The sequence below is a fragment of the Ruegeria sp. AL7 genome (assembly GCF_056536105.1).
On the sequence record NZ_JBQFJF010000001.1, the window covers coordinates 2,098,388 to 2,123,444 of the forward strand.

At 56.9% G+C, this 25,057-nt stretch carries 36 protein-coding genes; 24 read left to right on the forward strand and 12 right to left on the reverse strand.

Annotated elements, in window-relative coordinates; all coding sequences use genetic code 11:
• Window positions 1–6: 6 nt before the first annotated feature.
• From rpsM to rplO, 4 genes are all read right to left on the reverse strand, one after another.
• Entirely contained in the window at window positions 7–375 is a 369-nt protein-coding gene (gene rpsM, locus ACR3E2_RS10555; protein WP_209505862.1) for a 30S ribosomal protein S13, read from the reverse strand.
• 640 nt (window positions 376–1,015) lie between these two features.
• Window positions 1,016–1,660, reverse strand: coding sequence for an adenylate kinase (locus ACR3E2_RS10560; RefSeq protein WP_209505861.1), 645 nt, complete (start codon window positions 1,658–1,660; stop codon window positions 1,016–1,018).
• Window positions 1,657–3,021, reverse strand: coding sequence for a preprotein translocase subunit SecY (secY, locus tag ACR3E2_RS10565; RefSeq protein ID WP_209505860.1), 1,365 nt, complete (start codon window positions 3,019–3,021; stop codon window positions 1,657–1,659). The genes ACR3E2_RS10560 and secY overlap by 4 nt, the downstream gene beginning before the upstream one ends.
• A gap of 110 nt (window positions 3,022–3,131) precedes the next feature.
• Window positions 3,132–3,605 carry a 50S ribosomal protein L15 gene (rplO, locus tag ACR3E2_RS10570; protein WP_480484771.1) on the reverse strand — a complete coding sequence of 158 codons (474 nt, stop codon included), beginning with the start codon at window positions 3,603–3,605 and terminating at the stop codon, window positions 3,132–3,134.
• A gap of 320 nt (window positions 3,606–3,925) precedes the next feature.
• On the opposite strand from rplO, the gene ACR3E2_RS10575 reads away from it, so the two are divergent.
• The 21 genes from ACR3E2_RS10575 (at window position 3,926) to rpmD (ending at window position 15,470) form a co-directional block, all read left to right on the forward strand.
• Window positions 3,926–4,960 (forward strand): fatty acid desaturase, encoded by a 1,035-nt coding sequence (locus tag ACR3E2_RS10575; protein WP_480484784.1) that lies wholly within the window; start codon window positions 3,926–3,928, stop codon window positions 4,958–4,960.
• Between the two features lie 399 nt (window positions 4,961–5,359).
• Window positions 5,360–5,770, forward strand: coding sequence for a hypothetical protein (locus tag ACR3E2_RS10580; protein WP_480484772.1), 411 nt, complete (start codon window positions 5,360–5,362; stop codon window positions 5,768–5,770).
• Entirely contained in the window at window positions 5,767–6,495 is a 729-nt protein-coding gene (locus ACR3E2_RS10585; protein ID WP_480484773.1) for a hypothetical protein, read from the forward strand. The genes ACR3E2_RS10580 and ACR3E2_RS10585 overlap by 4 nt, the downstream gene beginning before the upstream one ends.
• Before the next feature lie 261 nt (window positions 6,496–6,756).
• Complete coding sequence (rplB, locus tag ACR3E2_RS10590; RefSeq protein WP_170531634.1) at window positions 6,757–7,599, forward strand: 50S ribosomal protein L2; 843 nt, start codon at window positions 6,757–6,759, stop codon at window positions 7,597–7,599.
• Between the two features lie 3 nt (window positions 7,600–7,602).
• Window positions 7,603–7,881, forward strand: a complete 279-nt coding sequence (gene rpsS, locus ACR3E2_RS10595; protein WP_005980699.1) for a 30S ribosomal protein S19 — start codon at window positions 7,603–7,605, stop codon at window positions 7,879–7,881.
• A gap of 3 nt (window positions 7,882–7,884) precedes the next feature.
• Window positions 7,885–8,265, forward strand: a complete 381-nt coding sequence (gene rplV / locus ACR3E2_RS10600; RefSeq protein WP_039538267.1) for a 50S ribosomal protein L22 — start codon at window positions 7,885–7,887, stop codon at window positions 8,263–8,265.
• Complete coding sequence (gene rpsC / locus ACR3E2_RS10605) at window positions 8,265–8,975, forward strand: 30S ribosomal protein S3 (protein WP_209505853.1); 711 nt, start codon at window positions 8,265–8,267, stop codon at window positions 8,973–8,975. The genes rplV and rpsC overlap by 1 nt, the downstream gene beginning before the upstream one ends.
• A 12-nt stretch (window positions 8,976–8,987) precedes the next feature.
• Complete coding sequence (gene rplP / locus ACR3E2_RS10610) at window positions 8,988–9,401, forward strand: 50S ribosomal protein L16 (RefSeq protein WP_267364819.1); 414 nt, start codon at window positions 8,988–8,990, stop codon at window positions 9,399–9,401.
• Between the two features lie 236 nt (window positions 9,402–9,637).
• Complete coding sequence (locus tag ACR3E2_RS10615; protein WP_480484774.1) at window positions 9,638–10,258, forward strand: 2OG-Fe(II) oxygenase family protein; 621 nt, start codon at window positions 9,638–9,640, stop codon at window positions 10,256–10,258.
• 149 nt (window positions 10,259–10,407) lie between these two features.
• Window positions 10,408–10,911, forward strand: a complete 504-nt coding sequence (locus ACR3E2_RS10620) for a hypothetical protein (protein WP_480484775.1) — start codon at window positions 10,408–10,410, stop codon at window positions 10,909–10,911.
• Between the two features lie 202 nt (window positions 10,912–11,113).
• The gene (rpmC, locus tag ACR3E2_RS10625; RefSeq protein ID WP_209505847.1) at window positions 11,114–11,320 is read left to right on the forward strand and encodes a 50S ribosomal protein L29; all 207 of its coding nucleotides are present in this window, start codon (window positions 11,114–11,116) and stop codon (window positions 11,318–11,320) included.
• Between the two features lie 4 nt (window positions 11,321–11,324).
• On the forward strand, window positions 11,325–11,555 hold the full coding sequence (gene rpsQ / locus ACR3E2_RS10630; protein WP_209505845.1) for a 30S ribosomal protein S17: 231 nt from the start codon (window positions 11,325–11,327) through the stop codon (window positions 11,553–11,555).
• 75 nt (window positions 11,556–11,630) lie between these two features.
• Complete coding sequence (rplN, locus tag ACR3E2_RS10635; RefSeq protein ID WP_005621870.1) at window positions 11,631–11,999, forward strand: 50S ribosomal protein L14; 369 nt, start codon at window positions 11,631–11,633, stop codon at window positions 11,997–11,999.
• Between the two features lie 2 nt (window positions 12,000–12,001).
• On the forward strand, window positions 12,002–12,313 hold the full coding sequence (gene rplX, locus ACR3E2_RS10640) for a 50S ribosomal protein L24 (protein WP_480484776.1): 312 nt from the start codon (window positions 12,002–12,004) through the stop codon (window positions 12,311–12,313).
• Entirely contained in the window at window positions 12,306–12,866 is a 561-nt protein-coding gene (gene rplE, locus ACR3E2_RS10645; RefSeq protein WP_480484777.1) for a 50S ribosomal protein L5, read from the forward strand. Before rplX ends, rplE begins: the two co-directional genes overlap by 8 nt.
• Window positions 12,867–12,885: 19 nt before the next feature.
• Window positions 12,886–13,191 (forward strand): 30S ribosomal protein S14, encoded by a 306-nt coding sequence (gene rpsN / locus ACR3E2_RS10650; RefSeq protein ID WP_142639784.1) that lies wholly within the window; start codon window positions 12,886–12,888, stop codon window positions 13,189–13,191.
• Between the two features lie 13 nt (window positions 13,192–13,204).
• Window positions 13,205–13,597: a 30S ribosomal protein S8 gene (gene rpsH / locus ACR3E2_RS10655; protein WP_209505841.1), complete on the forward strand. Its 393-nt coding sequence runs from the start codon at window positions 13,205–13,207 to the stop codon at window positions 13,595–13,597.
• Window positions 13,598–13,608: 11 nt separating this feature from the next.
• Entirely contained in the window at window positions 13,609–14,142 is a 534-nt protein-coding gene (rplF, locus tag ACR3E2_RS10660; protein ID WP_039523384.1) for a 50S ribosomal protein L6, read from the forward strand.
• 11 nt (window positions 14,143–14,153) lie between these two features.
• A complete protein-coding gene (rplR, locus tag ACR3E2_RS10665) occupies window positions 14,154–14,513 on the forward strand; it encodes a 50S ribosomal protein L18 (protein ID WP_010437103.1) in 360 nt (119 codons plus the stop codon).
• A gap of 186 nt (window positions 14,514–14,699) precedes the next feature.
• Window positions 14,700–15,269, forward strand: coding sequence for a 30S ribosomal protein S5 (gene rpsE / locus ACR3E2_RS10670; protein ID WP_480474056.1), 570 nt, complete (start codon window positions 14,700–14,702; stop codon window positions 15,267–15,269).
• 12 nt (window positions 15,270–15,281) lie between these two features.
• Entirely contained in the window at window positions 15,282–15,470 is a 189-nt protein-coding gene (rpmD, locus tag ACR3E2_RS10675) for a 50S ribosomal protein L30 (RefSeq protein ID WP_267364815.1), read from the forward strand.
• Between the two features lie 101 nt (window positions 15,471–15,571).
• On the opposite strand, the gene ACR3E2_RS10680 is transcribed toward rpmD, so the two are convergent.
• A complete protein-coding gene (locus tag ACR3E2_RS10680) occupies window positions 15,572–16,003 on the reverse strand; it encodes a MarR family winged helix-turn-helix transcriptional regulator (RefSeq protein WP_480484778.1) in 432 nt (143 codons plus the stop codon).
• Window positions 16,004–16,080: 77 nt separating this feature from the next.
• On the opposite strand from ACR3E2_RS10680, the gene ACR3E2_RS10685 reads away from it, so the two are divergent.
• The 3 genes from ACR3E2_RS10685 (at window position 16,081) to ACR3E2_RS10695 (ending at window position 17,310) form a co-directional block, all read left to right on the forward strand.
• A complete protein-coding gene (locus ACR3E2_RS10685) occupies window positions 16,081–16,449 on the forward strand; it encodes an antibiotic biosynthesis monooxygenase family protein (protein WP_480484779.1) in 369 nt (122 codons plus the stop codon).
• 21 nt (window positions 16,450–16,470) lie between these two features.
• The gene (locus ACR3E2_RS10690; protein ID WP_480484780.1) at window positions 16,471–16,932 is read left to right on the forward strand and encodes a hypothetical protein; all 462 of its coding nucleotides are present in this window, start codon (window positions 16,471–16,473) and stop codon (window positions 16,930–16,932) included.
• A gap of 165 nt (window positions 16,933–17,097) precedes the next feature.
• On the forward strand, window positions 17,098–17,310 hold the full coding sequence (locus ACR3E2_RS10695) for a DUF1127 domain-containing protein (protein ID WP_209505835.1): 213 nt from the start codon (window positions 17,098–17,100) through the stop codon (window positions 17,308–17,310).
• A gap of 284 nt (window positions 17,311–17,594) precedes the next feature.
• On the opposite strand, the gene ACR3E2_RS10700 is transcribed toward ACR3E2_RS10695, so the two are convergent.
• From ACR3E2_RS10700 to fusA, 7 genes are all read right to left on the reverse strand, one after another.
• Complete coding sequence (locus ACR3E2_RS10700; RefSeq protein WP_170609990.1) at window positions 17,595–17,891, reverse strand: 50S ribosomal protein L23; 297 nt, start codon at window positions 17,889–17,891, stop codon at window positions 17,595–17,597.
• Complete coding sequence (gene rplD / locus ACR3E2_RS10705) at window positions 17,888–18,505, reverse strand: 50S ribosomal protein L4 (protein WP_480484781.1); 618 nt, start codon at window positions 18,503–18,505, stop codon at window positions 17,888–17,890. Before rplD ends, ACR3E2_RS10700 begins: the two co-directional genes overlap by 4 nt.
• Window positions 18,502–19,227: a 50S ribosomal protein L3 gene (gene rplC / locus ACR3E2_RS10710; RefSeq protein WP_171638102.1), complete on the reverse strand. Its 726-nt coding sequence runs from the start codon at window positions 19,225–19,227 to the stop codon at window positions 18,502–18,504. The genes rplD and rplC overlap by 4 nt, the downstream gene beginning before the upstream one ends.
• Before the next feature lie 18 nt (window positions 19,228–19,245).
• A complete protein-coding gene (gene rpsJ / locus ACR3E2_RS10715) occupies window positions 19,246–19,560 on the reverse strand; it encodes a 30S ribosomal protein S10 (RefSeq protein WP_008756422.1) in 315 nt (104 codons plus the stop codon).
• 175 nt (window positions 19,561–19,735) lie between these two features.
• Window positions 19,736–21,463: an amidohydrolase gene (locus ACR3E2_RS10720; RefSeq protein ID WP_480484782.1), complete on the reverse strand. Its 1,728-nt coding sequence runs from the start codon at window positions 21,461–21,463 to the stop codon at window positions 19,736–19,738.
• Window positions 21,464–21,703: 240 nt separating this feature from the next.
• Window positions 21,704–22,879: an elongation factor Tu gene (gene tuf, locus ACR3E2_RS10725; protein WP_480474060.1), complete on the reverse strand. Its 1,176-nt coding sequence runs from the start codon at window positions 22,877–22,879 to the stop codon at window positions 21,704–21,706.
• 60 nt (window positions 22,880–22,939) lie between these two features.
• The gene (fusA, locus tag ACR3E2_RS10730; RefSeq protein WP_480484702.1) at window positions 22,940–25,057 is read right to left on the reverse strand and encodes an elongation factor G; all 2,118 of its coding nucleotides are present in this window, start codon (window positions 25,055–25,057) and stop codon (window positions 22,940–22,942) included.

Below are 25,057 nucleotides of genomic sequence, written 5' to 3' on the forward strand. Positions count from 1 at the left end.
CCTCCCTTATTTCTTCTTACCGGCAATGGCCTTTGCGGGGCCTTTGCGAGTACGAGCGTTGGTGTGGGTACGCTGACCGCGAACCGGCAGGTTGCGGCGGTGACGCAGACCGCGATAGCAGCCCAGGTCCATCAGACGCTTGACGTTCATCTGAACTTCGCGACGCAGGTCACCTTCGACGGTGTAGTTGGCGTCGATATGTTCACGGATGGCCAGAACTTCGGCATCCGACAGTTCATTGACGCGGCGGTGCGCTTCAATGCCCACGGCTTCGCAGATTGCGTTGGCCGAGGTGTTGCCGATACCGGTGATATATGTGAGGGCGATTGGAACCCGCTTTGCAGTCGGGATGTTTACGCCGGCAATACGTGCCACGTGTCACTTTCCTTTTTGTTGCGGTTCCGTAACTCCGGAACCTTTTTTCACAACACTTTACCGTGGCAGTGACGCCAGAGGGTCCAGTATTATTCGAGGTGGTCGGGGCAATTGGGACGAATCCCGCATGCGGTCTTGATTCCCTTTAGGGATGGGGGTCGATATGGGCTTTTGGCGCTGGCGTCAAGTCCGAAACGAGGACCGTCAATCTCGAAGGTAATTACAGAGAACTCAAAAGCCTAGATATCGCGAACTTTGGAGCAGTTAAGACCACTTATCAACGCTGATGTTTGACCCTGGATCGTGAGCGATGCTCAATCCCTTTCGTTGAAACTCATACTGAATAGCGAAAATCTGGTTTTGCAAAGCATCCCGCTTACGGCGGATATCCCACGTGATCAAAGCAGGTAGACCAAATACAGTAAGGAGGTAAAACAGAGACACGCTGATATGCTGCAAAATGTACTCTGCCAAGAACAGCCACAATGCAACGATGGGTAATCCAAGCAAGAACCATCGCTTCGTAGACTTTATGAAAAGGCTGCGCCCCTCTTCCAAAAGATCTCTATAAAGATCAATCTTTGGCTCCAATTCAGGAGGCACAGCTGCGTTTCGATAAATCATACGAAGTCCCGGCGGACTAACCCAGTATCGCCTCGATCGACGCGGTGACTTCCTTGATATCCGCCAGCCCATTCACCGGACGCAGATCGCCCTTGGCGTAGTAATAACCGATCAGCGGCGAGGTCTTTTTATAGTACTCCATCAACCGTGTGCGCAGGCTGTCTTCGTTGTCATCGGCGCGGCGCTGGAAGTCATTTTCCTTGCCGCAATTGGTGCATTTGCCATCCGCCGGGATCGGCTTGGTGTTGTCGTTATAGACCTCGCCACATCCGCCACAGGTTGAGCGTGCGGTGATCCGGCCCACCAGCGCGTCGTCATCAACGCGCATCTCGATCACGGTGTGCAGCGACTGGCCCAGCTTGGTCAGCAGAGCGGCCAAAGCATCGGCCTGCGCCAGCGTGCGGGGAAAGCCGTCAAAGATGAAACCGGCGCCTGTTTCGGTGGTCAGTTTCTCTTCGATCAGGCCGATAACGATTTCATCGGTGACCAGCTTGCCCGCATCCATGATCGCCGCAACCTTCCGGCCCATCTCCGTGCCCGAGGTTTTGGCTTCGCGCAGCATGTCGCCCGTGCTGAGCTGCACCATGCCGCGTGTTTCAACCAGATGACGCGCCTGCGTTCCTTTCCCTGCCCCCGGGGGGCCCAACAGAATGATATTCATCGACGAGAGGGTCCCTTCCTGCCGCGTTTCTTGCTTTTGCCGCGCAGTTGAGACTTTTCGATAAGCCCTTCGTATTGATGCGCCAGAAGATGGCTCTGAACCTGCTGGATCGTGTCCATGGTCACGGAGACGATAATCAGAACCGAGGTGCCACCGAAATAGAACGGGATGGCAAATTGGCCCCGCAGGATTTCAGGCAGCAGACAGACGGCAGCCAGATAGGCCGACCCCAGCACCAGTACGCGGTTGACCACGTATTCCAGATACTCGGCGGTTTTCTTGCCGGGGCGGATACCGGGCACGAACCCGTTCTGCTTTTTCAGGTTGTCCGCCACATCATCCGGCTTGAACGACACGTTGAACGTGTAGAAATACGCAAAGAACACGATCATCGACGCGAAGAACAGCAGATACAGCGGCTGTCCGGGGCCGAAATTGGCCAGCAGCCACGACATGACCGGCCCGTTTGCAGCGCCCGACGAGAAGGTCGAGATCGTCACCGGCAGCAGCAGCAGCGAGCTGGCAAAGATCGCCGGTATCACGCCCGCGGGGTTGACCTTGACCGGCAGGTGGCTGGAGCCGCCTTCGTAGATTTTCATCCCGGCCTGACGGCGTGGGTACTGGATATGGATCTTTCGCAGCGCCCGTTCCATGAAGACCACGAACATGATGACGGCAATCACCATCACGATCACGCCAACAATCACGGCGGGGCTGATTGCGCCCGAACGGCCCGACGCGAAGAACTGCGCCAGGGCGGCGGGAACCTCGGCGATGATGCCGACGAAAATGATCAGAGAAATACCGTTGCCGATGCCGCGCGCGGTGATCTGCTCACCCAGCCACATCAGGAACATGGTGCCGCCGACCAGCGTGATCATGGTCGACATGCGGAAGAACAGGCCCGGATCGGTCGCCAGATCGCCCGATTCCAGCGACACAGCCAGACCGTAGGCCTGCACGGTGGCCAGTGCCACGGTGCCGAAACGGGTGTATTGGTTGATCTTCTTGCGGCCCTGCTCGCCCTCTTTCTTGAGCTGTTCGAGCGCGGGAACCATCGATGTCAGCAGCTGTACGATGATCGAGGCCGAGATATAGGGCATGATGCCAAGGGCAAAGATGCCCATTCGGCCAAGCGCCCCGCCCGTAAACATCGAAACCATGCCGCCGATGCCCTGCCCCGCCTGTTCCATGAACTCGCGCAAGGCTGCTCCGTCGATCCCCGGCACCGGAATGAAGGTGCCCAGACGATAGACGATCAGCAAACCCAGCGTGAACAGGATGCGGTTGCGCAGATCGGTGGCCTTGCCAAGGGCAGCCCAGCTTGTGTTGGCTGCCATTTGTTCTGCTGCTGATACCATAAAGTCGGTCTCTCTTATGCAAACGCCGCCCGGAACCGTTTTCCGGCTCGGACGGCGTCTTGGAAAACTCTGAAGTCTATGTAAGCGGGTCTTTGCCCGCTCACAAGCGCTTACTCTGCCGCAGCGGCTTTTGTGACTTTCAGTGAACCGCCCGCTTTTTCAACTGCCTCGACAGCAGCTTTCGACGCACCGGTCACTTCCAGATCAACCTTGGCGCTGATCTCGCCTTTGGCCAGAACGCGAATACCATCCAGCTTGCGGCGGACCAGACCGGACGCAACCAGAGCGTCTTCGGTGATCGCAGCGTTGGCGTCCAGCTTGCCGGCTTCGACGAATTTCTGGATCAGGCCCAGGTTGATGACGGCGAATTCCTTGCGGTTGGGCTTGTTGAAGCCACGCTTGGGCAGACGCTGGTACAAGGGCATCTGACCGCCTTCATAGCCGTTGATGGCCACACCCGAGCGGGATTTCTGGCCTTTGATACCACGGCCACCCATTTTACCTTTGCCGGAGCCCGGACCGCGGCCAACGCGGGTGCGTTTCGGGGCGGCGCCAGGATTGTCGCGCAATTCGTTCAGTTTCATTTCGCTTCTCCTAAGCCGGATATGACCCCCGAAGCGTGATGGGCCAAACACGGCATTTCTTGGTTTTGATTCTCGCGGCCAAAAAGCCACCGCAGGCGTATAGGCCCGATGATCCCCCTTGGCAAGCCTGTAGATCGCCAGCCGCTTGGCCTGATCGGCCAAAGCCCCGGGACCGACCCCGCAAGGTGAACCCAAAAGGACACCTTCACCGGGGTCTGACCGAAAATTGAGCACGAAATATGGCGATTTTGGCAAATATCGCTTGCCATGACCGGGCGGTAGTCTATCCGGATTGCCACAAACAAGAACTTGGCAGGCGCATGACTGAAACCAATCTTTCGACCCGGACACAGCCTGGGGCTACCGCTGCACGTGACTGGGTCACAACGCTTGCCAAATATCGCGAACCCGATCAGCTGCGCAGCGCGTTTGAACTGGGCGTCAGTATCATCCCCTTCTTCGCGCTTTGGGCCTTGTCCTGGATGTCGCTGTCGGTCAGCTATTGGCTGGCTTTTGCGATTTCCGTTCTCAACGCGGCCTTTCTGTTGCGCCTGTTTGCCATCCAGCATGATTGCGGGCACGGCGCGTTCTTCAAGAACCGCACGGTCAGCGACTGGGTTGGACGCACGATCGGAGTTCTGACGCTGACACCTTATGATGTCTGGCGCCGCACGCATTCCACACATCACAACAGTTCCGGCAATCTGGGCAAGCGCGGTATGGGCGATATCCACACCCTGACCGTGGCTGAATATCAGGCGAAAACCCCGATGAACCGGTTCTGGTATCGTGTGTATCGAAACCCGATCACCCTGTTTGTCTTTGGCCCCGGATATCTGTTCCTGTTTCAGAACCGGCTTCCACTGGGCCTGACCGACAGCGTCCGGTTCTGGGTCAGCGCCATGGCCACCAATCTTGCCATTCTGGTTGCGCTTGTGGCCATTTACTATTTTGGCGGGCTGATGCCGATGGTTCTGATCTTCCTGCCCTCGACCCTGATTGCCGCTACCGCCGGGGTATGGCTGTTCTATGTGCAACACCAGTTCGAGGACACGCATTGGGACGCCGATGAAGACTGGCAGTTGCACGAAGCGGCGCTGCACGGAAGCTCTCATTATATATTGCCGTCCGTGTTGCAGTGGTTCACCGCCAATATCGGCATCCACCACGTGCATCACCTGTACAGCCGCATTCCGTTCTATCGCCTGACCGAAGTACTGCGCGACCATGATGAGCTGGCCAACAGCAACCGGATGACCATCCGCGAGAGCCTCGCCAACGCGCGCCTGCACCTGTGGGATGAGCAAAGCCGCCGACTGCTGTCCTTCGCCGAGGCCCGCGCGCTTTACGGGTGAGGTCTTCTGCGGCGTCGAGCGCAGGCGGAGTTTTCAGGGTTACCGGTCCGTGAGCCGCGCCAGCGACTGCCCGTGGGGTGGCGCTGCAACAGCTGATCAGCGCGCTTTATGGTACCAGACACTTCCGAATTCCTAGCGAGGCGCCAACGTCCCCAAAGCGCCAGCCCGCCGGGACGTTTTCGTTGTGAACTTTCGTGTCTCATGCGAACAGACGCTGGAGCAGTAGCGTACCATTTTGTGTTGGGCAATTTCTAAAATTCCGTTAGGTGGCAAGCTGGACGGCCCAACCAAAGCCAAAAGTGTGTATCTCTCGCCGGATAGCCGGAGAAAACTCATTGCGTACAAGTCGGAATTAATGCAGCTTTCCCGTGTGAGTTGATTGAGACATGGAAAGACCAAGTGATTACAATCGTTGAACCAGTGCTTGGAATGCTGCTGTCCAATTTAGCAAAGAGAGCGGTTGGGCAAACCTGGAACAAGGCGCAGACCATTGGAATACTATTGGAAGTATTCGTGGACTACATCATCTTGATTTTTTTGGTCTTTATGGCGACCCGATACACTTCTAATGAATTGAAGTTCGGTTTGCTTGGATTTGAAGTGTCGATGGCAAAGGAAGCTTGGGCCTTTGTTTTTCTATTGGTTATACTCGGGTCGGCTCTGTGTTGGAAGCAAAGTAAAAAAAAGGTGTTTGCTACGGTACAACTGAAGGCTAATCCTGACTGGGGATCGTGCATTCGCTGGAACTTGCCGAATATTGTTCTGACGTATTCAGTGACTCACTTCCTGTTCACGGTGGTACCGGCATGAACGAAATAGCTACTAGCGATTTTGTCTACATTATACTCACCGCGTTCGTTGGTGCGTTTTTACTTGTGTTCGTTCTTCTGTTCTACAGACAGACTATTCGGTCGGAGCGAATCGAGCGTGAACTTATGGAACTCGCGTTTCACTCACGCTTCTCGAATAGGCGTGCTGATTTAGAGGAGAGCTTGATTAATCTGGGCATGGGATTTCAAAAAAATCCGGATGATTTTGCAGAAGTAAACCACCTTGCTTTAAGCGGGCAAAAGATCAACGAAGGTTATGACAACAAGTTTCTTAGTTCTTTAGGTTTGGACGGCAAAGTTGAGGAGAAGCCAAACCAAGTATTTATTTTGACGCCATTCTCGGACGCCGAAAAAGAGACATTCTCTGCTATGAGAACTATCCTAATTGAAGCTGGCTTTCAGGTTTTTCGGGGTGACGAAACAAAGCGATCGGACATACTCCAACACATCGTCAAACTCATGATGGAAAGCCGAGTCATTGTCGCCAACTTGAACGGCAGAAACCCGAACGTAATGTATGAATTAGGCATAGCTCATATGTTGGACAAGCCTGTAATCTTGACCGCAAGGGTGCCAGGCAACCTAGATGAGATACCTTTTGATCTTCGTGCTAAGAACATTGTGCTGTATGAGAACTTTGGTGACTTAAACGGACAACTTTCGAAGGCAGTTTTACAAACATTGTCCCAAACTACCCTGACCTGAGGGATGTAGATTTGCCGAACGGTGGGCGGGAGATTTCAGTCAATTGATGCGATAAGTAACGTGCCCTAATTTTGAATAGTGACTATAGACACCCACCCCCAACCCTGCTAAACGCACCCAATCTTGCGGCCTCGGATTCGTTCCGGGGCCTTAGATATTTTGCAACCGGGGACCTTCGGGGCCCTATACCTTTGGCACCTACGGGGGCCTATCACATAGCGGGGGACCTCCCCTGCACTTGCTAAACGGAAGACAGAAAGCATGGCACTCAAGTCGTACAAGCCGACGACGCCGGGCCAGCGCGGGCTGGTGCTGATCGACCGTTCGGAGCTTTGGAAAGGACGTCCGGTCAAGTCTCTTACAGAGGGTTTGACCAAATCGGGCGGCCGGAACAACACCGGACGGATCACTTCACGCCGCCGCGGCGGTGGCGCAAAGCGTCTCTACCGGATCGTTGACTTCAAACGGAACAAATTTGATGTCGCGGCAACCGTCGAGCGGATCGAATATGACCCGAACCGGACCGCGTTCATCGCACTGGTAAAATACGAAGACGGCGAGCAGGCGTATATCCTGGCTCCGCAGCGTCTGGCTGTTGGTGACAAGGTCATCGCATCGGCAAAGGCCGATATCAAGCCGGGCAACGCAATGCCGTTCTCGGGCATGCCCATCGGTACCATCGTCCACAACATCGAGATGAAGCCTGGCAAAGGCGGTCAGATCGCACGTGCGGCCGGTACTTACGCGCAATTCGTGGGCCGCGATGGCGGTTACGCTCAGATCCGTCTGAGCTCGGGCGAGCTGCGCATGGTCCGTCAGGAATGCATGGCCACCATCGGTGCCGTGTCCAACCCCGACAACAGCAACCAGAACCTCGGTAAAGCCGGTCGTATGCGCCACAAGGGCGTGCGTCCGTCGGTTCGTGGTGTTGCTATGAACCCGATCGATCACCCGCATGGTGGTGGTGAGGGTCGTACCTCGGGTGGCCGTACGCCGGTTACGCCGTGGGGTAAGGACACCAAGGGTAAGCGTACCCGCAACAAGAACAAAGCGTCCCAGAAGCTGATCATCCGCTCGCGGCACGCCAAGAAGAAGGGACGTTAATCCATGTCTCGCTCTGTTTGGAAGGGTCCTTTCGTCGATGCTTACGTGCTGAAAAAAGCCGAAGCAGCGCGCGAGTCGGGCCGCAACGAAGTCATCAAGATCTGGTCGCGTCGTTCCACCATCCTGCCCCAGTTCGTGGGTCTGACCTTTGGTGTGTACAACGGCCAGAAGCATATCCCGGTAAACGTCTCGGAAGACATGATCGGTCAGAAGTTCGGTGAATATTCGCCGACACGGACCTATTATGGCCACGCCGCAGACAAAAAAGCGAAGCGGAAGTAAGTCATGGGCAAGGAAAAGAACCCCCGCCGCGTGGCTGAAAACGAAGCAATGGCGAAAACGCGCATGCTTCGCACCAGCCCGCAGAAACTGAACCTGGTTGCGCAAATGATCCGCGGCAAGAAAGTCGAGAAGGCCCTGACCGACCTGACTTTCTCGAACAAGCGCGTCGCGCAGGACGTCAAGAAGTGCCTGCAGTCCGCAATCGCGAATGCCGAAAACAACCACAACCTGGACGTTGACGAGCTGATCGTCGCCGAAGCCTGGGTTGGCAAGAACCTGGTCATGAAGCGCGGTCGCCCGCGTGCCCGTGGCCGTTTCGGCAAGATCATGAAGCCGTTCTCGGAGATCACCATCAAGGTGCGTCAAGTTGAGGAGCAAGCCTAATGGGACATAAAGTCAATCCGATCGGCATGCGCCTTCAGGTCAACCGCACCTGGGACAGCCGCTGGTACGCAGATACCAAGGACTACGGTGATCTTCTTCTGGAAGACCTCAAGATCCGTGAGTTCATTCAGAAAGAGTGCAAGCAGGCCGGTGTTGCCCGTGTGATCATCGAACGTCCGCACAAGAAGTGCCGCGTTACGATCCACACCGCACGTCCGGGTGTCATCATCGGCAAGAAAGGTGCAGACATCGAAGTTCTGCGCAAGAAGCTGGCCGCGATGACCGACAGCGAACTGCACCTGAACATCGTCGAAGTGCGCAAGCCCGAGCTTGACGGTCAGCTGGTTGCCGAGTCGATCGCTCAGCAGCTGGAACGCCGTGTTTCGTTCCGCCGCGCGATGAAGCGTGCCGTACAGAACGCCATGCGCATGGGCGCCCTGGGTATCCGGGTGAACGTCGCTGGCCGTCTGGGTGGTGCCGAAATCGCACGGACCGAATGGTACCGCGAAGGCCGTGTGCCGCTGCACACGCTGCGCGCCGACATCGATTACGCACATGCCGAAGCGATGACCCCCTACGGGATCATCGGGATCAAGGTCTGGATCTTCAAAGGGGAGATCATGGAGCACGATCCGCAGGCACGTGACCGTAAAGCACAGGAACTCCAGGACGGCCCTGCACCTCGTGGTGCTGGTGGCGGTCGTCGCTAAGGAGGGAAAGATATGCTTCAACCAAAGCGTACAAAATTCCGCAAGTTGCACAAAGGCCGGATCAAGGGCGAAGCCAAGGGCGGCTCTGATCTGAACTTTGGCACCTACGGCCTGAAAGCGATCGAGCCTGAGCGTGTAACCGCACGCCAGATCGAAGCTGCACGTCGTGCCATGACGCGTCACATGAAGCGTCAGGGCCGTGTCTGGATCCGCATCTTCCCCGACACTCCGGTCACTGCAAAGCCGATCGAAGTTCGTATGGGTAAAGGTAAGGGTTCGGTCGACCGCTGGGTTTGCAAGGTCAAGCCCGGTCGCGTGATGTTCGAGATCGACGGCGTCAATGACGACATCGCCCGCGAGGCCCTGCGCCTGGCTGCGATGAAGCTGCCGATCAAGACCCGCGTCGTGGTTCGCGAAGACTGGTAAGCGATCCGGGGGCACCCCCGCTCGTGACAGGATTGACCCCCGTCGGAACACCGGCGGGGGTTTTTCCATAGGGGGCTCTGCCCCCGTCGCGCGTGCCGCGCGCCTCCCCCGGGATATTTTGGGCCAGATGAAGCAGGGGATCCGTTCTTCATCTGGCCGCAAATATCCCGGAGCGCGAGGCAGAGCCTCGCAAAACAGCCATCGCCTTCGCCACGCGGCTGGGTTAAGACGGCGCCATGCCACAGATTGAATCACTCTTCGTCACCCGCCTATATAGTGCCTCTTTGTCCGAGTTTGGTCCCCCGATCGATGCGGAGGAGTTGGAAAACTCGTGCCTTGTCATCGCCGAGGATGACGAGGCCGGTCAGGACTGGTGCGAAGAAAACGGCTATCCCGGTTACACCAGCTATGCTTCGCTGACCGACCTGCCCTGGCGGTTTCCGATATTCGCCGATCTGGTCAAAGCGCTGGACAGCCATGTGGCGGCTTTTGCCAAGGATCTGGAGTTTGATCTGGGTGAGGGTGAGCTGAAGCTGGAAGACCTGTGGATCAACATCCTGCCCGAGGGTGGCATGCATTCCAGCCATCTGCACCCGCACAGTGTGATTTCCGGCACCACCTATGTGGCGATGCCCGAAGGCGCGAGCGCGCTGAAGCTGGAAGACCCCCGCTCAGGCCGCATGATGGCCGCGCCGACGCGGCTGAAAGGCGGGCGACGCGATTTGCAGCCCTTCATCTATATGAAGCCGCAGGTGGGCGATGTCCTGCTATGGGAAAGCTGGCTGCGCCACGAGGTGCCGATGAACATGTCCGAGGATGAGCGGATTTCGGTGAGTTTCAACTATAAGTGGGACTGACCGTTTCTGGCAGGGCTGACTTCTGCACCTGTTTGATTGATCGGGATCAAGCACACTTAAGCCTGCTCGTTGTAGACTCCGCTCCAATGCGTCGGTCTGCCTGATGAGTCGGACCGGAGTGCCGCGTATCTGGTTTGATCGGACACACCGTGCTGAGATTTGTCACATTGGTCATAGGGCTACTGGTCTCAAGCGCGACTGGCGTTGTGGGACAGGAGGTCGACCCGCACCGCATCTACGAAAACAGCTGTTCCGGATGCCACGCCCCCCATTCCGGTGATTTCGTTTGGGATGAACTTAATGTGTCAGATGGCGTGCTGGTCGGAGCCCGGTCCGGACGGGCGGTCGAAATTTACCTGCGCTCCGGTCATGGCGGGGTGACTCCGGACAAGGCCGAGGTTCTGCTTGCTCACTTCCGAATTATCCGGGACTCGGGCGGGATCTTCATCGAGAAATGCCGTATTTGCCATGTGACCGCCGTGGAGCTCGTGCGAAACAATCTGATCCTTGAGGAAGGGAAGCTGACGGGGCGATATACCGGGCGTGACATCGGAGCGTTCCTGGACGGTCATGGCCGTCTTTCGCCGGAAGAGGTTTCCGAGATGCTGTCCGTATTGACCAGAGTGGCAAATAGCCAGGGTCTGACACGGTGACACAAGCGGGTTTTTGATTTCGGGAAATTCCCTGTTCCCGCATGGCAAACTTTCCCTTGCCACCCCACCCCTAACCCCCTATAGAGCGGCATCTTGCGGTCTCCCGGCGTTGTCGGGCGATTCGTATGTCTATCATTCATCCACCAGGTCAAAGGTGACCCGAGTACGGGGCCTTCTGGTGTTTTGAGCAAAGGAAAAGGCGATGAACGCCCAAGAACTGCGTGACAAGACCCCTGATCAGCTCCGCGAGGAACTGGTCAACCTGAAGAAAGAAAGCTTTAACCTGCGCTTTCAACAGGCAACCGGTCAGCTGGAAAACACTGCTGGCATCAAAGCGGCCCGCCGCAACGCTGCCCGCGTCAAAACCATCCTGAACGAAAAGGCCGCTGCTGCGGCATCCGAGGAGTAATCAGATGCCCAAGCGTATCCTGCAAGGCACCGTGACCAGCGACGCCAACGAACAGACCATCACCGTGCTGGTCGAGCGCCGTTTCAAGCACCCGCTGCTGCACAAAACCGTTCGTAAGTCCAAGAAATACCGGGCTCATGACGAAAAGAACGCCTTCAAGGTCGGCGACTCTGTACGCATCATCGAATGCGCGCCGAAATCGAAGACGAAACGTTGGGAAGTTCTGGAAGCGTAAGCTTCCGGGATTTTTCATTTGTCGAAACCCTGGGGGATTTAATCAGACCAGCCCCCACAGGTCGGGAGAAACCACATGATCCAGATGCAGACCAATCTGGATGTCGCTGACAACTCTGGCGCACGCCGAGTTCAGTGCATCAAGGTCCTGGGTGGTTCCAAGCGTAAATACGCCTCCGTTGGCGACATCATTGTCGTCTCGGTGAAGGAAGCCATCCCGCGCGGCCGCGTAAAGAAAGGTGACGTCCGTAAGGCCGTCGTCGTACGCACCGCCAAGGAAGTCCGTCGCGAAGACGGCACCGCGATCCGTTTCGATCGCAACGCCGCCGTCATCCTGAACAACAACAACGAGCCCGTAGGTACCCGTATCTTTGGCCCCGTTGTTCGTGAACTGCGCGCGAAGAACTTCATGAAAATCATCTCGCTGGCTCCGGAGGTGCTGTAATCATGGCTGCTAAACTCCGCAAAGGCGACAAGGTCGTCGTGCTGTCCGGCAAGGACAAGGGCAAAGAGGGAACTATCACCTCGGTTGACCCCAAAGCCGGCAAAGCTGTGGTCGATGGCATCAACATCGCCATCCGCCACACCCGCCAGTCGCAAACCTCGCAAGGCGGCCGCCTGCCCAAAGCTCTGCCGGTCGATCTTTCGAACCTGGCACTGCTGGACAAGAACGGCAAAGCAACCCGCGTTGGCTTCCGCGTGGAAGGCGACAAGAAAGTTCGCTTCGCCAAGACCACAGGGGACGTGATCGATGCTTGATAACGCAACCTACACCCCGCGTCTGAAAGCGCAGTACGCCGAGACCATCCGTGCCGCTCTGAAAGAAGAGTTCGGCTACAAGAACGACATGCAGCTGCCCAAGCTGGAAAAAATCGTTCTGAACATCGGCTGTGGTGCCGAGGCCGTCAAAGACTCGAAGAAAGCGAAAGCTGCTGTCGAGGATCTGACTGCAATTGCCGGTCAACAGGCCGTTTCAACTAAGGCGAAGAAGTCGATCGCGGGTTTCCGCGTCCGGGAAGACATGCCGCTGGGTGCGAAAGTGACCCTGCGCGGTGACCGGATGTACGAATTCCTGGATCGTCTGATCACGATCGCAATGCCGCGTATTCGTGACTTCCGCGGTGTTAAGCCTTCTTTCGACGGTCGTGGCAACTTTGCCATGGGCATGAAAGAGCACATCGTGTTCCCGGAAATCGACTTCGACAAGGTCGACGAGGTCTGGGGCCTGGATATCGTAATTGCCACCACAGCGAAAACCGACGCTGAAGCAAAGGCATTGTTGAAAGCATTCAACATGCCGTTCAACGCGTAAGCGCCGGGAGGATTGAGACATGGCTAAAAAAGCAATGATCGAACGCGAAAAGAAGCGCGAACGCCTGGTGGCCAAATATGCCGCAAAGCGTGCCGAGCTGAAAGAAATCGCGAATGACGAGAGCAAGCCGATGGAAGAGCGTTTCAAAGCGCGTCTGAAACTGGCGAAACTGCCGCGCAACAGCTCGGCTACCCGTCTGCACAACCGTTGTCAGCTGACCGGTCGTCCCCACGCTTACTACCGTAAGCTGAAGGTCAGCCGTATCATGCTGCGCGAGCTGGGTTCTGCTGGTCAGATCCCCGGCATGGTGAAATCGAGCTGGTAAGGGAGACATAGATATGAATGATCCTATCGGCGATATGCTCACCCGTATCCGCAACGCGCAAATGCGCGGCAAGTCCACCGTTTCCACTCCGGCGTCGAAGCTGCGTGTTTGGGTTCTGGACGTGCTGGCGGACGAAGGCTACATCCGTGGCTATGAAAAGACGACCGGTGAAAACGGTCATCCGGCCATCGAAATCAGCCTGAAATACTACGAAGGCACCCCTGTCATTCGCGAACTGAAGCGGGTTTCGAAACCCGGTCGCCGCGTATACATGGGCGTCAATGACATCCCGCAGGTCCGTCAGGGTCTGGGCGTGTCGATTGTCAGCACTCCGAAAGGTGTGATGTCGGACGCAAACGCTCGCTCCAACAATGTTGGCGGCGAAGTGCTCTGCACCGTCTTCTAAGGAGGTCTGCAATGTCTCGTATTGGTAAAAAACCGGTCGAGCTGCCCAGCGGCGTAACCGCCTCTGTGTCGGGTCAGACCATCGAAGTCAAAGGTCCGAAAGGCACCCGCAGCTTCACCGCCACCGACGACGTGACGCTGTCGGTTGAAGACAACGTGGTCAAGATCGACCCTCGCGGCATGTCCAAGCGTGCCCGCCAGCAGTGGGGCATGAGCCGCACCATGGTTGCCAACCTGGTAACCGGTGTGACTGAAGGCTTCAAAAAAGAGCTGGAGATCCAGGGTGTTGGTTACCGGGCGCAGATGCAGGGCAACACCCTGAAGCTGAACCTGGGCTATAGCCACGATGTTGATTTCACGGCTCCGGAAGGTGTCACCATCACCGCACCGAAGCAGACCGAAATCGTTGTGGAAGGTATCGACCAGCAGCTGGTGGGCGAAACCGCGGCCAAAATCCGCGAGTGGCGCCGCCCCGAGCCGTACAAAGGCAAGGGCATCCGCTATAAGGGCGAGTTCATCTTCCGCAAGGAAGGCAAGAAGAAGTAAGGACGCAGACAATGGCAAACAGCAAAAGAACCCTGTTTCTGAAGCGCCGCCTGCGCGTTCGGAACAAACTTCGCAAGGTCAACGCGGGTCGTCCGCGCCTGTCCGTACACCGTTCGAACAAGAACATCTCTGTTCAGCTGATCGACGACGTACGTGGCGTGACCCTGGCCTCGGCCTCGACCCTGGAAAAAGATCTGGGTGTTGTTGGCAAGAACAACGTCGAAGCGGCGACGAAAGTCGGCGCGGCCATCGCCGAGCGTGCCAAGAAGGCAGGCGTCGAAGAGGCCTATTTCGATCGTGGCGGCTTCCTGTTCCACGGCAAAGTGAAGGCTGTCGCCGACGCTGCGCGTGAAGGTGGTCTGAAGATCTGATGGTGTGCCGGGCTGAAGCCCGGCCTACCGGAAACGACGCCGTAGGCCGGGCTTCAGCCCGGCACCGGCACTTTGAAGGCGGGTCCGCCCGCCTCGATGATCGGGGAGCCCCGGAATGTCATTCGCGGGTTCACTTCGATTGAGTAATTGGCGCCGCAAGCGCCTCTAGAGGAAAAGGGATGCCAAATGGCAGAACGTGAAAACCGTCGGGGCCGTGGCCGCGACCGTGAAGAAACACCGGAATTTGCAGATCGCCTGGTCGCAATCAACCGCGTGTCGAAAACCGTAAAAGGTGGTAAGCGCTTTGGCTTCGCCGCTCTGGTGGTTGTCGGCGATCAGAAAGGCCGCGTCGGCTTTGGCAAGGGTAAAGCGAAAGAAGTACCTGAAGCCATCCGCAAGGCGACTGAGCAAGCCAAGCGTCAGATGATCCGCGTGCAGCTGCGCGAAGGTCGGACCCTGCACCACGACATCGAGGGCCGTCACGGCGCCGGTAAAGTGGTTATGCGCGCCGCGCCTGAAGGTACCGGTATCATCGCCGGTGGTCCGATGCGTGCCGTGTTCGAAATGCTGGGCGTCAAGGACGTTGTGTCCAAGTCGCTGGGCTCGCAGAACCCGTACAACATGATCCGCGCCACCATCGACGGCCTGCAGAAAGAGCAGAGCCCGCGTTCGGTTGCCGCACGTCGTGGCAAAAAGGTTGCTGACATCCTGCCCAAGCGGGACGAAGCACCGGCTGCTGCTGAAGCAGAAGCATAAGGAGAGCACGTCATGGCAAAAACCATCGTCGTCAAACAGGTCGGTTCGCCGATCCGCCGCCCCGCCGAACAGCGCGCAACCCTGATCGGCCTGGGCCTGAACAAGATGCACAGAACCCGTGAGCTGGAGGATACTCCTTCGGTGCGCGGCATGATCCGCAAGATCCCGCATCTGGTAGAGATCATCGAAGAGCGCGGCTAAGCCCGCAGCTTCGAAGACTTAGAAACGCCTCCGGCCTCGGTCGGGGGCGTTTTTTGCTTAATGGCTTGCATGCCGGTGCCGTGAACTGATCCTCCGTCAATTCACCCCGAGCGCATGCCGCCTATGACTCGACGCATATAGTTCATGAATTGTGCGCGCTCAGGGTCATTCAAGACCTGTAATGCATCAGCATTCACGTTCTGAGCTGCCTCGTAGGCGCTGTTACGAAGTGCTGCGGCCTTCTCGGTCAACCAAATCAATTGCGCCCTGGCGTCAGCAGGGTTCTTCGTTCTTTTGATCAAGCCATCACGTTCCATACGGTTAAGCGTGTTGGCCAATGTCGCCTGTTCGACGTCAATTTTGGTCAGCAGATCCTTTTGCGTCACACCGTCTTTGAGCCAGAGTTCCAGCAAGATTGGGAATTGCCCGACGACGATGCCAAAGGGCGCAATGCGTTGCTGCAACTCCTTTGCGAACAATCGTGCCATGTGATTAACCAGATACCCGGCCGAGTTTTCTTTTTCGAAGTCCATGTCCTGGATTTACACTTGAATAGCATGCTATGCAATTTTATATAGCTTGCTATATTTCAGAATCGAAGGGAACCGAAATGGCTCGTATCAAAGAGTTGGACACGATCGTCACGCTGGCAGATCAGATGCAGGCCGAGGAAGGACCGGTGGTGCTGATCAACCTGTTTACGGTGGACGCCGAAGACGAAAAGGCGCTGCTTCGGGCATGGGCGCATGATGCGGATTTCATGAAATCGCAACCGGGATATATCTCGACCCAGCTCCATCAGGGTATCGCGGGCAGTTCGACCTTTGTGAACTACGCGATCTGGCAGAACGTGCAAAGCTTTCGCGACGCATTCACTCATCCCGAGTTCCAGCGTCGGATCGCGGACTATCCAGCAAGCGCAGTGGCCCGGCCACATCTTCTTCGCAAGCTCGCAGTCGAAAACCACTGCGTCGCCTGACCCTCATTTGGGAGTAGCAACATGTTAAGAACCATCCACCCCATCGCCGGAGTAGTAGGCTTTCTTACGATCCTCGTATTCTGGACATCCACTTTGTACAGTGAGTTATTTGCAAACCATGAGACCGTCGCGGCAGTAAAGTCCATGATCGTCAGCGGGCTCTTTGTTCTGGTGCCTGCAATGGTGATTGTCGGTGCATCCGGGGCGACACTTGGGCGTCGTCGAAAAGATGCCCCTGCGCTCGCCAAAAAGAAAAGGATGCCAATCATTGCTATGAACGGGCTCATCGTCCTTGTTCCAGCCGCCGTCTACCTGAGCGCAAAGGCAAACGCGGGCTCGTTTGATACCAGCTTCTATATTGTACAGATCATCGAACTGATTGCCGGGGCGACCAATCTGACACTGATGGGGCTGAGCATACGTGATGGTCGGGCGATGGCCGCCCGCAATAAAACGCGCAAAAGAAATGAAAGCGGCGTGTGATTGACGTGGCCCACGACATGTATAGCCATTCAATAGATGCATATCGGCTAGACCAAAATCTGCGTTGTTAGCGATAGCAAACGCTCCTATCTCTGCCTTGTCCAATGAAGGAACTCAAAAGGAAACGTCAGGGAATACGCCCTGATACGAGAAAGGAATAAAGAGATGACAACTGCAACACTGACCCATACCGGCTTCAACTTCGGCACCCGGATCGCTGACATGATCACACGGATCAAAACAGCCCGCGCACGTGCTGCTGAGTATCAGCGCACCTATACCGAGTTGCAGCGTCTGAGCAACCGTGAGCTGGACGATATCGGCATCCGCCGCTGCGACATCGCAGATATCGCGCACCGGCACGTATATTGCTCGTAACCACTCACACAATTGAAATGACCCAAAGGCGCCTTAACGGCGCCTTTTCTATATACGTCGCAGGCTCTGCCCTGCGTGTAAGCTGCTCAGAGGCCACCAGAGGGTGCGATAACTGTGTTGATGCGGTCAACGTGCCCGTGACGCCAGAACCGCCCTGAGCGGCCGATGGAGGGCGTGTGACCGCCCTGCCCTGACGCGCAAACCCAGAGCTTTGACGTCTGAAACGAAATCGGCCCCGGAGGAGTGATCCACCGGGGCCGAAAAGTGTCGCTGTAAGCGTTGGATCAGAGACCGGTGCTTACGTCGATTGTGTTACCCTCTTCCAGGGTCACATATGCTTTCTTGACGTCTTTCCGACGGCCCAGCTGGCCGCGGAACCGCTTGACCTTGCCTTTGGTCACGGTGGTGTTCACCGCCTTGACCTTCACACCAAACAGCGCCTCAACGGCCTCTTTGATCTGCGGCTTGTTGCTTTCGATCGCCACTTCAAAGACAACCGCGCCATTTTCGGACGCCATGGTCGACTTTTCGGTGATGATCGGCTTGCGGATCACGTCGTAGTGTTCTGCCTTCGCGCTCATTTCAGACGAGCCTCCAGTGCTTCGACAGCCGCTTTGGTGAGCACCAGGGTGTCACGCTTGAGGATGTCATAAACGTTTGCACCCATCGACGGCAGGATATCCAGACCTTCGATGTTGCGCGACGCCTTCAGGAACCCTTCGTTCACGGTCGCGCCGTCGATGACCAGAGCGCGTTTCCAGCCCAGGTTTGCAACCTGTTTGGCCAGTGTGGCGGTCTTGCCTTCGGCTTCGGCGTTCTCGATCACAACCAGTTCACCTGCTTTGGCTTTTGCCGACAGAGCATGGCGCAGGCCAAGCTTGCGGAACTTCTTCGGCAGGTCGTGGCCGTGCGAACGAGGGGTCGGGCCCTTGTAAACACCACCCTTACGGAAGATCGGCGCGTTACGGTCACCATGGCGTGCGCCACCGGTGCCCTTCTGGCGGTAGATCTTCTTGGTCGAGTAGCTGGTTTCCGAGCGGGTCTTGACCTTGTGGGTGCCGGCCTGCGCGTTGTTACGCTGCCAACGGACCACACGGTGCAGGATGTCCGCGCGCGGCTCGAGGCCGAACAGGTCTGCATCCAGCTCGATGTCGCCGGCCTTGCCGCCGTCCAGTTTGATTACATCAAGTTTCATGCTTCACCACCTTCCGCGGATACTTCTTCCGCAGGTGCTTCGGTTGCAGCCGATTTCACAGCAGCCGGGAAAGGCAGGCCTTCCGGTGCTTTCTTCTTCACGGCGTCCTTGACGGTGACCCAGCCCGATTTCGGTCCGGGAACGGCGCCTTTGATGAAGACCAGACCACGGTCGGCGTCGGTTTTGACAACCTCGAGGTTCTGGGTGGTAACACGGGCAGCACCCATGTGACCGGCCATCTTCTTGCCTTTGAACACCTTGCCCGGATCCTGACACTGACCGGTCGAGCCGTGCGAACGGTGGCTGATCGACACACCGTGCGAGGCGCGCAGACCACCGAAGTTGTGGCGCTTCATCGCACCGGCAAAGCCTTTACCGATCGAGGTGCCCGAAACGTCAACCTTCTGACCGGCCAGGAAGTGCTCTGCCGAGATTTCGGCGCCCACTTCGATCAGGCCATCTTCGGAGACGCGGAACTCGGCCAGCTTGCGCTTGGGCTCGACCTTGGCAGCGGCGTAGTGGCCGCGCATGGCTTTCGAGGTGCGTTTTGCCTTGGCAGCACCAGCGCCCAGCTGAACGGCGGTGTAGCCGTCTTTTTCAGCGGTCCGCTGTGCAACAACCTGCAGGTTGTCCAGGTGAAGAACGGTCACAGGGATCTGCTTGCCGTCTTCCATGAACAGGCGGGTCATGCCAACTTTTTTTGCGATAATACCAGAGCGCATAATCTATACCCTCCGATCTTACGACTGCAGCTTGATCTCGACGTCCACACCAGCAGCCAGGTCGAGCTTCATCAGCGCGTCAACGGTCTGGGGGGTCGGATCAACGATGTCGAGCAGACGCTTGTGCGTGCGGATCTCGAACTGGTCGCGGGATTTCTTGTCAACGTGAGGGCCACGGAGAACCGTGAACTTCTCGATCTTGTTCGGCAGCGGGATCGGGCCGCGCACATTCGCGCCGGTCCGCTTGGCAGTGTTGACGATCTCTTGCGTGCTGGCATCCAGAACGCGATAGTCAAATGCCTTCAGCCGAATACGGATATTTTGGCTTTGCATAGTAACAGCCTTTTATCAGGCGTTGAGGTTGAGAGGAGGACAGACGCGCATCGCCAACCCTCATCGAACCCAAAAGGCGGGAATCATCCCGCCTTGATGTTCTTGTTGAGAACCTGCGCGTATTAGTGGGGTTGGCGGGGTTTGACAAGGGGCAAACGTCACAAAGAACACCGTTTTATTCGCCGCCAGACACGCCATTGGTTAGCCATGCGTCTTCTACCTTCATCCCTTGGTAAACCGCATGCAGATACAGATGGGCAATCACAGGATCATTTGAGAACGGCGAGTAATCCAATTTGCCCTCTCGGACACCCACTTCGGCTTCATAAACAATCTCGTCGCCCTTCACGGTTACAAGCACTTCTAATTCCGCCAGTGTTTCTGGGTCAACGGATGTGGGGTCGTCTGACAGGATCACGAAATCCGCAACTTTGCCAACCTCAATGGACCCCTTTTCATCTTCCTCGAAATGCTGCCAAGCGGGCCAGATTGTCATGGCTTTCAAGGCAGTCATAACATCGACCCTTTGATGCGGCCCCAAAATATCTCCAGAGCGTGTGCGTCTAGTAACCGTCGCAGCAAGAACACGCATGCTATCTGGAAAGGCCACCGGGGCATCGTGGTGTGTGCCAAACATCATGTCCCGCTCGAGCAGCCATCCTGTGGGTGAGATATTGTCTGCATTGACCGGCCCAACGGTGTGATCACGATGCCAATCCCCCCAGTAAAACGTGTGCATCGGGAAAAGCGATGGGAATACGCCGAGGCGTTTAAAACTCGCAACCTGATCCTCTCTTAGAAACTGACCGTGGATCAGAACCGGACGATTCCCCGGGTCGCCATACTTCATCTGTGCCTCTTCGAGAGCTGCTATCAGCATGTCAGAAGCCCCTTCCCCGTTAGAGTGCACAAGGATTTGGAACCCATTTTCGTAACACCAATTAACGGCGTCCTGTAGCTGCTCCATCGTAATAGCAGCATACCCTGAATAACCGGCGGAGTAGCTTCCGACTGGATCATAATAGGGCCGATCCCTCAAAGCCGTGAAACCCTGAGGCGAGCCGTCAATCGTTAGCTTGCAGCCCCCGACCCGAACCCGGTCGTCGTAGTTCTTGGAGGTGTTTGCACCTATATATTCCCTAGCCTCAAGAACATCCGGGAAGGCTACCACGTCAATTGGGAGCCCATCTTCGGCGGCAACTTTCTTGAGAACGTCAACAATTTCTCCTGAGGTTCGGCCTTCTTGTCCGGTCGTGTATCCAAACTGTGCCCAAAGTTCGGTTCCAGCTTTGGCAAATGCCGCCAGGCCTTCTTCACCCAGATTTCCCAACATGGGCACAAGGACCGAAAAGAACGCATACTCTTCCAGAACACCGTTTGGCTCACCGGCGTCATCGCGTTGAATCACTCCGCCCGGAGGGGCTTTTGAAGCGGCTGTGATGCCTGCCAACTCTAGAGCTTTCGAGTTTGCTACTCCCAAATGCCCGGACTGATGAACGATAACGACCGGCAAGTCCTCAGACACAATGTCCAGTTCTTGTCGCGTAGGGTGGCGCAGTTCCTTTAATTGAGCATTGTCGTAACCAAAGCCGATGATCATTTTGACCTGTTCAACGGCTTGCGCATTTTCGTCGGCCCAGTCAGTCAACGTGGCTTGCAGACTGGCGATATCAACGACTTTCCCATCAGGCGGCGCAAGAAGGTTGGCGGACAATGCCTGCAACCCCCCCATGACCACATGACCGTGGCTATCTACAAAACCCGGAAGCATCGCGCGGCCTTCCAGGTCAAACGTTTCGGTTTCTTCACCGCGATGCATCGACAAATCAGACAACGACCCCACAGCAAGAACGCGTCCGTCTTTGACTGCGACCGCTTCAGCGGACGGAGCCTTATCGTTCATCGTTAACACAGGCCCTCCGAGATAAATCCTGTCCGCGATCTGCTGTGCGGACGCTGATGTGGATAAATAAACAAGTGCAGCAACTAGACCAACTGAACGCGCCAATAAGTGCATGCTGTGACCTCTTTCTAATTGTGATGCCTCAATATGAGAGAAGTAGCATTACAATCAGCTTAGGCAAAAACGAAAAAAGGGCGTCCCGAGGGAAGCCCTTTTCGTTGGTTCATTCGCTTGTGCGAATTATTCAGTAATCTTCGACACGACGCCGGCGCCGACGGTGCGGCCGCCTTCGCGGATGGCGAAGCGCAGGCCCTGCTCCATCGCGATCGGTGCGATCAGTTCAACGCCGAACGACACGTTGTCGCCGGGCATGACCATCTCGGTGCCTTCCGCCAGGGTCACGGTGCCGGTCACGTCAGTCGTACGGAAGTAGAACTGCGGACGGTAGTTCGCGAAGAACGGGGTGTGACGGCCGCCTTCTTCCTTGGTCAGGATATAGGCTTCGGCTTCGAACTTGGTGTGCGGTGTCACCGAACCCGGCTTACACAGAACCTGGCCACGCTCAACGCCGTCACGATCCACACCACGCAGCAGGGCGCCGATGTTGTCGCCCGCTTCACCGCGGTCCAGCAGCTTGCGGAACATTTCAACGCCGGTGCAGGTGGTTTTCGAGGTGTCGCGGATGCCGACGATTTCGATCTCGTCGCCAACGTTGATCACGCCACGCTCGATACGGCCGGTCACAACGGTACCACGGCCCGAGATCGAGAACACGTCTTCGATCGGCATCAGGAACGGCTGGTCAACAGCACGCTCGGGCGTGTCGATATATTCGTCAACAGCCGCCATCAGCTCGCGGATCTTGTTCTCGCCGATTTCAGGGTCACGGCCTTCCATCGCGGCCAGAGCCGAACCTGCGATGATCGGAATATCGTCGCCGGGGTATTCATACGAAGACAGCAGCTCGCGGATTTCCATTTCCACCAGTTCCAGCAGCTCTTCGTCGTCAACCTGGTCAACCTTGTTCATGAACACGACCATCTTCGGGATGCCAACCTGGCGGCCCAGCAGGATGTGCTCGCGGGTCTGCGGCATCGGGCCGTCTGCAGCGTTCACAACCAGGATCGCGCCGTCCATCTGAGCGGCACCGGTGATCATGTTCTTGACATAGTCGGCGTGGCCGGGGCAGTCGACATGCGCATAGTGGCGCGCGTCGGTCTCGTATTCCACGTGCGCGGTCGAGATGGTGATGCCGCGGGCTTTCTCTTCCGGCGCGCCGTCAATCTGGTCATACGCCTTGAAGTCACCAAAATACTTGGTGATTGCTGCGGTCAGCGTCGTCTTGCCGTGGTCAACATGCCCAATCGTGCCGATGTTGACGTGCGGTTTTGTACGCTCAAACTTTTCCTTTGCCATGATGGCCTCCTTTTTCTGTAATGAAGGGAGCCCCGGAACGGCGCTCCCTCAAATCGTCGCTTATGCGTATTTCGCCTGGATCTCGTCCGAGATGTTCTGCGGAACCGGATCGTAGTGGTCGAACTGCATGGTGAACTGGGCGCGGCCCGACGACATCGAACGCAGGGTGTTGATGTAGCCGAACATGTTCGCCAGCGGAACAAACGCATCGATCGCGATCGCGTTGCCGCGCGGTTCCTGACCAGACACCTGGCCCCGACGCGAGGTCAGGTCGCCGATGATACCGCCGGTATATTCTTCCGGGGTGATCACTTCGACCTTCATGATCGGTTCCAGCAGCTTCGCGCCAGCTTTGCGCATGCCTTCACGCATACACATACGGGCCGCGATTTCGAACGCCAGAACGCTCGAGTCAACGTCGTGGAACTTACCGTCCAGCAGGGCAACCTTGAAGTCGATCACCGGGAAGCCAGCCAGAGGGCCGCTGTCCATGACCGAGTTGATGCCTTTTTCAACACCGGGGATGTATTCCTTCGGAACGGCACCACCAACGATGCGGCTTTCGAACGAGTAACCTTCGCCTGCCTCGGTGGGCTGGATCTCCAGCTTGACTTCGGCGAACTGACCCGAACCACCCGACTGTTTCTTGTGGGTGTAGGTGTGTTCGACCGGCATCGAGATGGTTTCACGATAAGCCACCTGAGGCGCACCGATGTTGGCTTCGACCTTGAACTCGCGCTTGAGACGGTCCACCAGGATGTCCAGGTGAAGTTCGCCCATGCCCTTCATGATGGTCTGACCCGATTCCAGGTCGGTTTCCACGCGGAAGGACGGGTCTTCGGCGGCCAGACGGGCCAGACCCTGAGACATCTTTTCCTGGTCGCCCTTGGTTTTGGGCTCGACCGCGATCTCGATCACCGGATCGGGGAAGGTCATGGTTTCCAGAACCACCGGATCCTTCGCATCGCACAGAGTGTCACCGGTGGTGGTGTCTTTCAGACCCGCCAGCGCGATGATGTCGCCTGCAAACGCTTCTTCGATCTCTTCCCGGTTGTTGGAGTGCATCATCATCATACGACCGATGCGCTCTTTCTTGCCTTTGGTCGAGTTCAGGATCGAGTCGCCCTTGTTCATGGTGCCCGAGTAAACGCGGGTGAAGGTCAGCGAACCAACGAAGGGGTCGTTCATGATTTTGAACGCCAGACCCGAGAAGGCCATGTCGTCATCGGCACGACGTGCGATGTTACGAACTTCTTCCTCGTCGCCGGGTTTGAAGCCCATGTAATCAACAACGTCCAGCGGGCTGGGCAGATAGTCGATCACAGCGTTGAGCAGCGGCTGAACGCCTTTGTTCTTGAACGCCGAGCCACCCAGAACGGGAACGAAATGCAGCGCCAGCGTGCCTTTGCGCAGCAGTTTGCGCAGGGTCGGAACGTCGGGCTCTTCGCCTTCCAGATAGGCCATCATCGCGTCGTCGTCTTCTTCGACGGCCGCTTCGATCATCTTGCCGCGCCATTCGTCAGCCATGTCTTTCAGGCTGTCGCGGATCGGAGCTTTGACCCAGCTTGCACCAAGGTCTTCGCCCTGCCACAGCCACTCTTCCATGGTGACCAGATCAACCAGGCCTTCCAGCTCGGTTTCGGCACCGATCGGAATACCAACCGGAACAGCGCGTGCGCCGGTGCGGTCTTCGATCATGCGAACGCAGTTGAAGAAGTCTGCGCCGATCTTGTCCATCTTGTTGACGAAAACCATACGCGGAACCTTGTAGCGGTCAGCCTGACGCCACACGGTTTCGGTCTGGGGTTCAACACCGGCGTTTGCGTCCAGAACGCAGACGGCACCGTCGAGAACCGCCAGCGAGCGTTCGACTTCGATGGTGAAGTCAACGTGGCCGGGGGTGTCGATGATGTTCAGGCGGTGCTTGGGGGTATCGGCGGTCTGACCGTCTTCGGTGCGTTCCCAGAAGGTGGTGGTCGCAGCCGAAGTGATGGTGATGCCGCGTTCCTGCTCCTGCTCCATCCAGTCCATGGTGGCTGCACCATCGTGCACCTCACCGATGTTGTGGGATTTACCAGTGTAATACAGGATACGCTCCGAGCAGGTGGTCTTACCTGCGTCGATGTGCGCCATGATACCGAAGTTACGGTATAGTTCGAGCGGATATTCGCGTGCCAT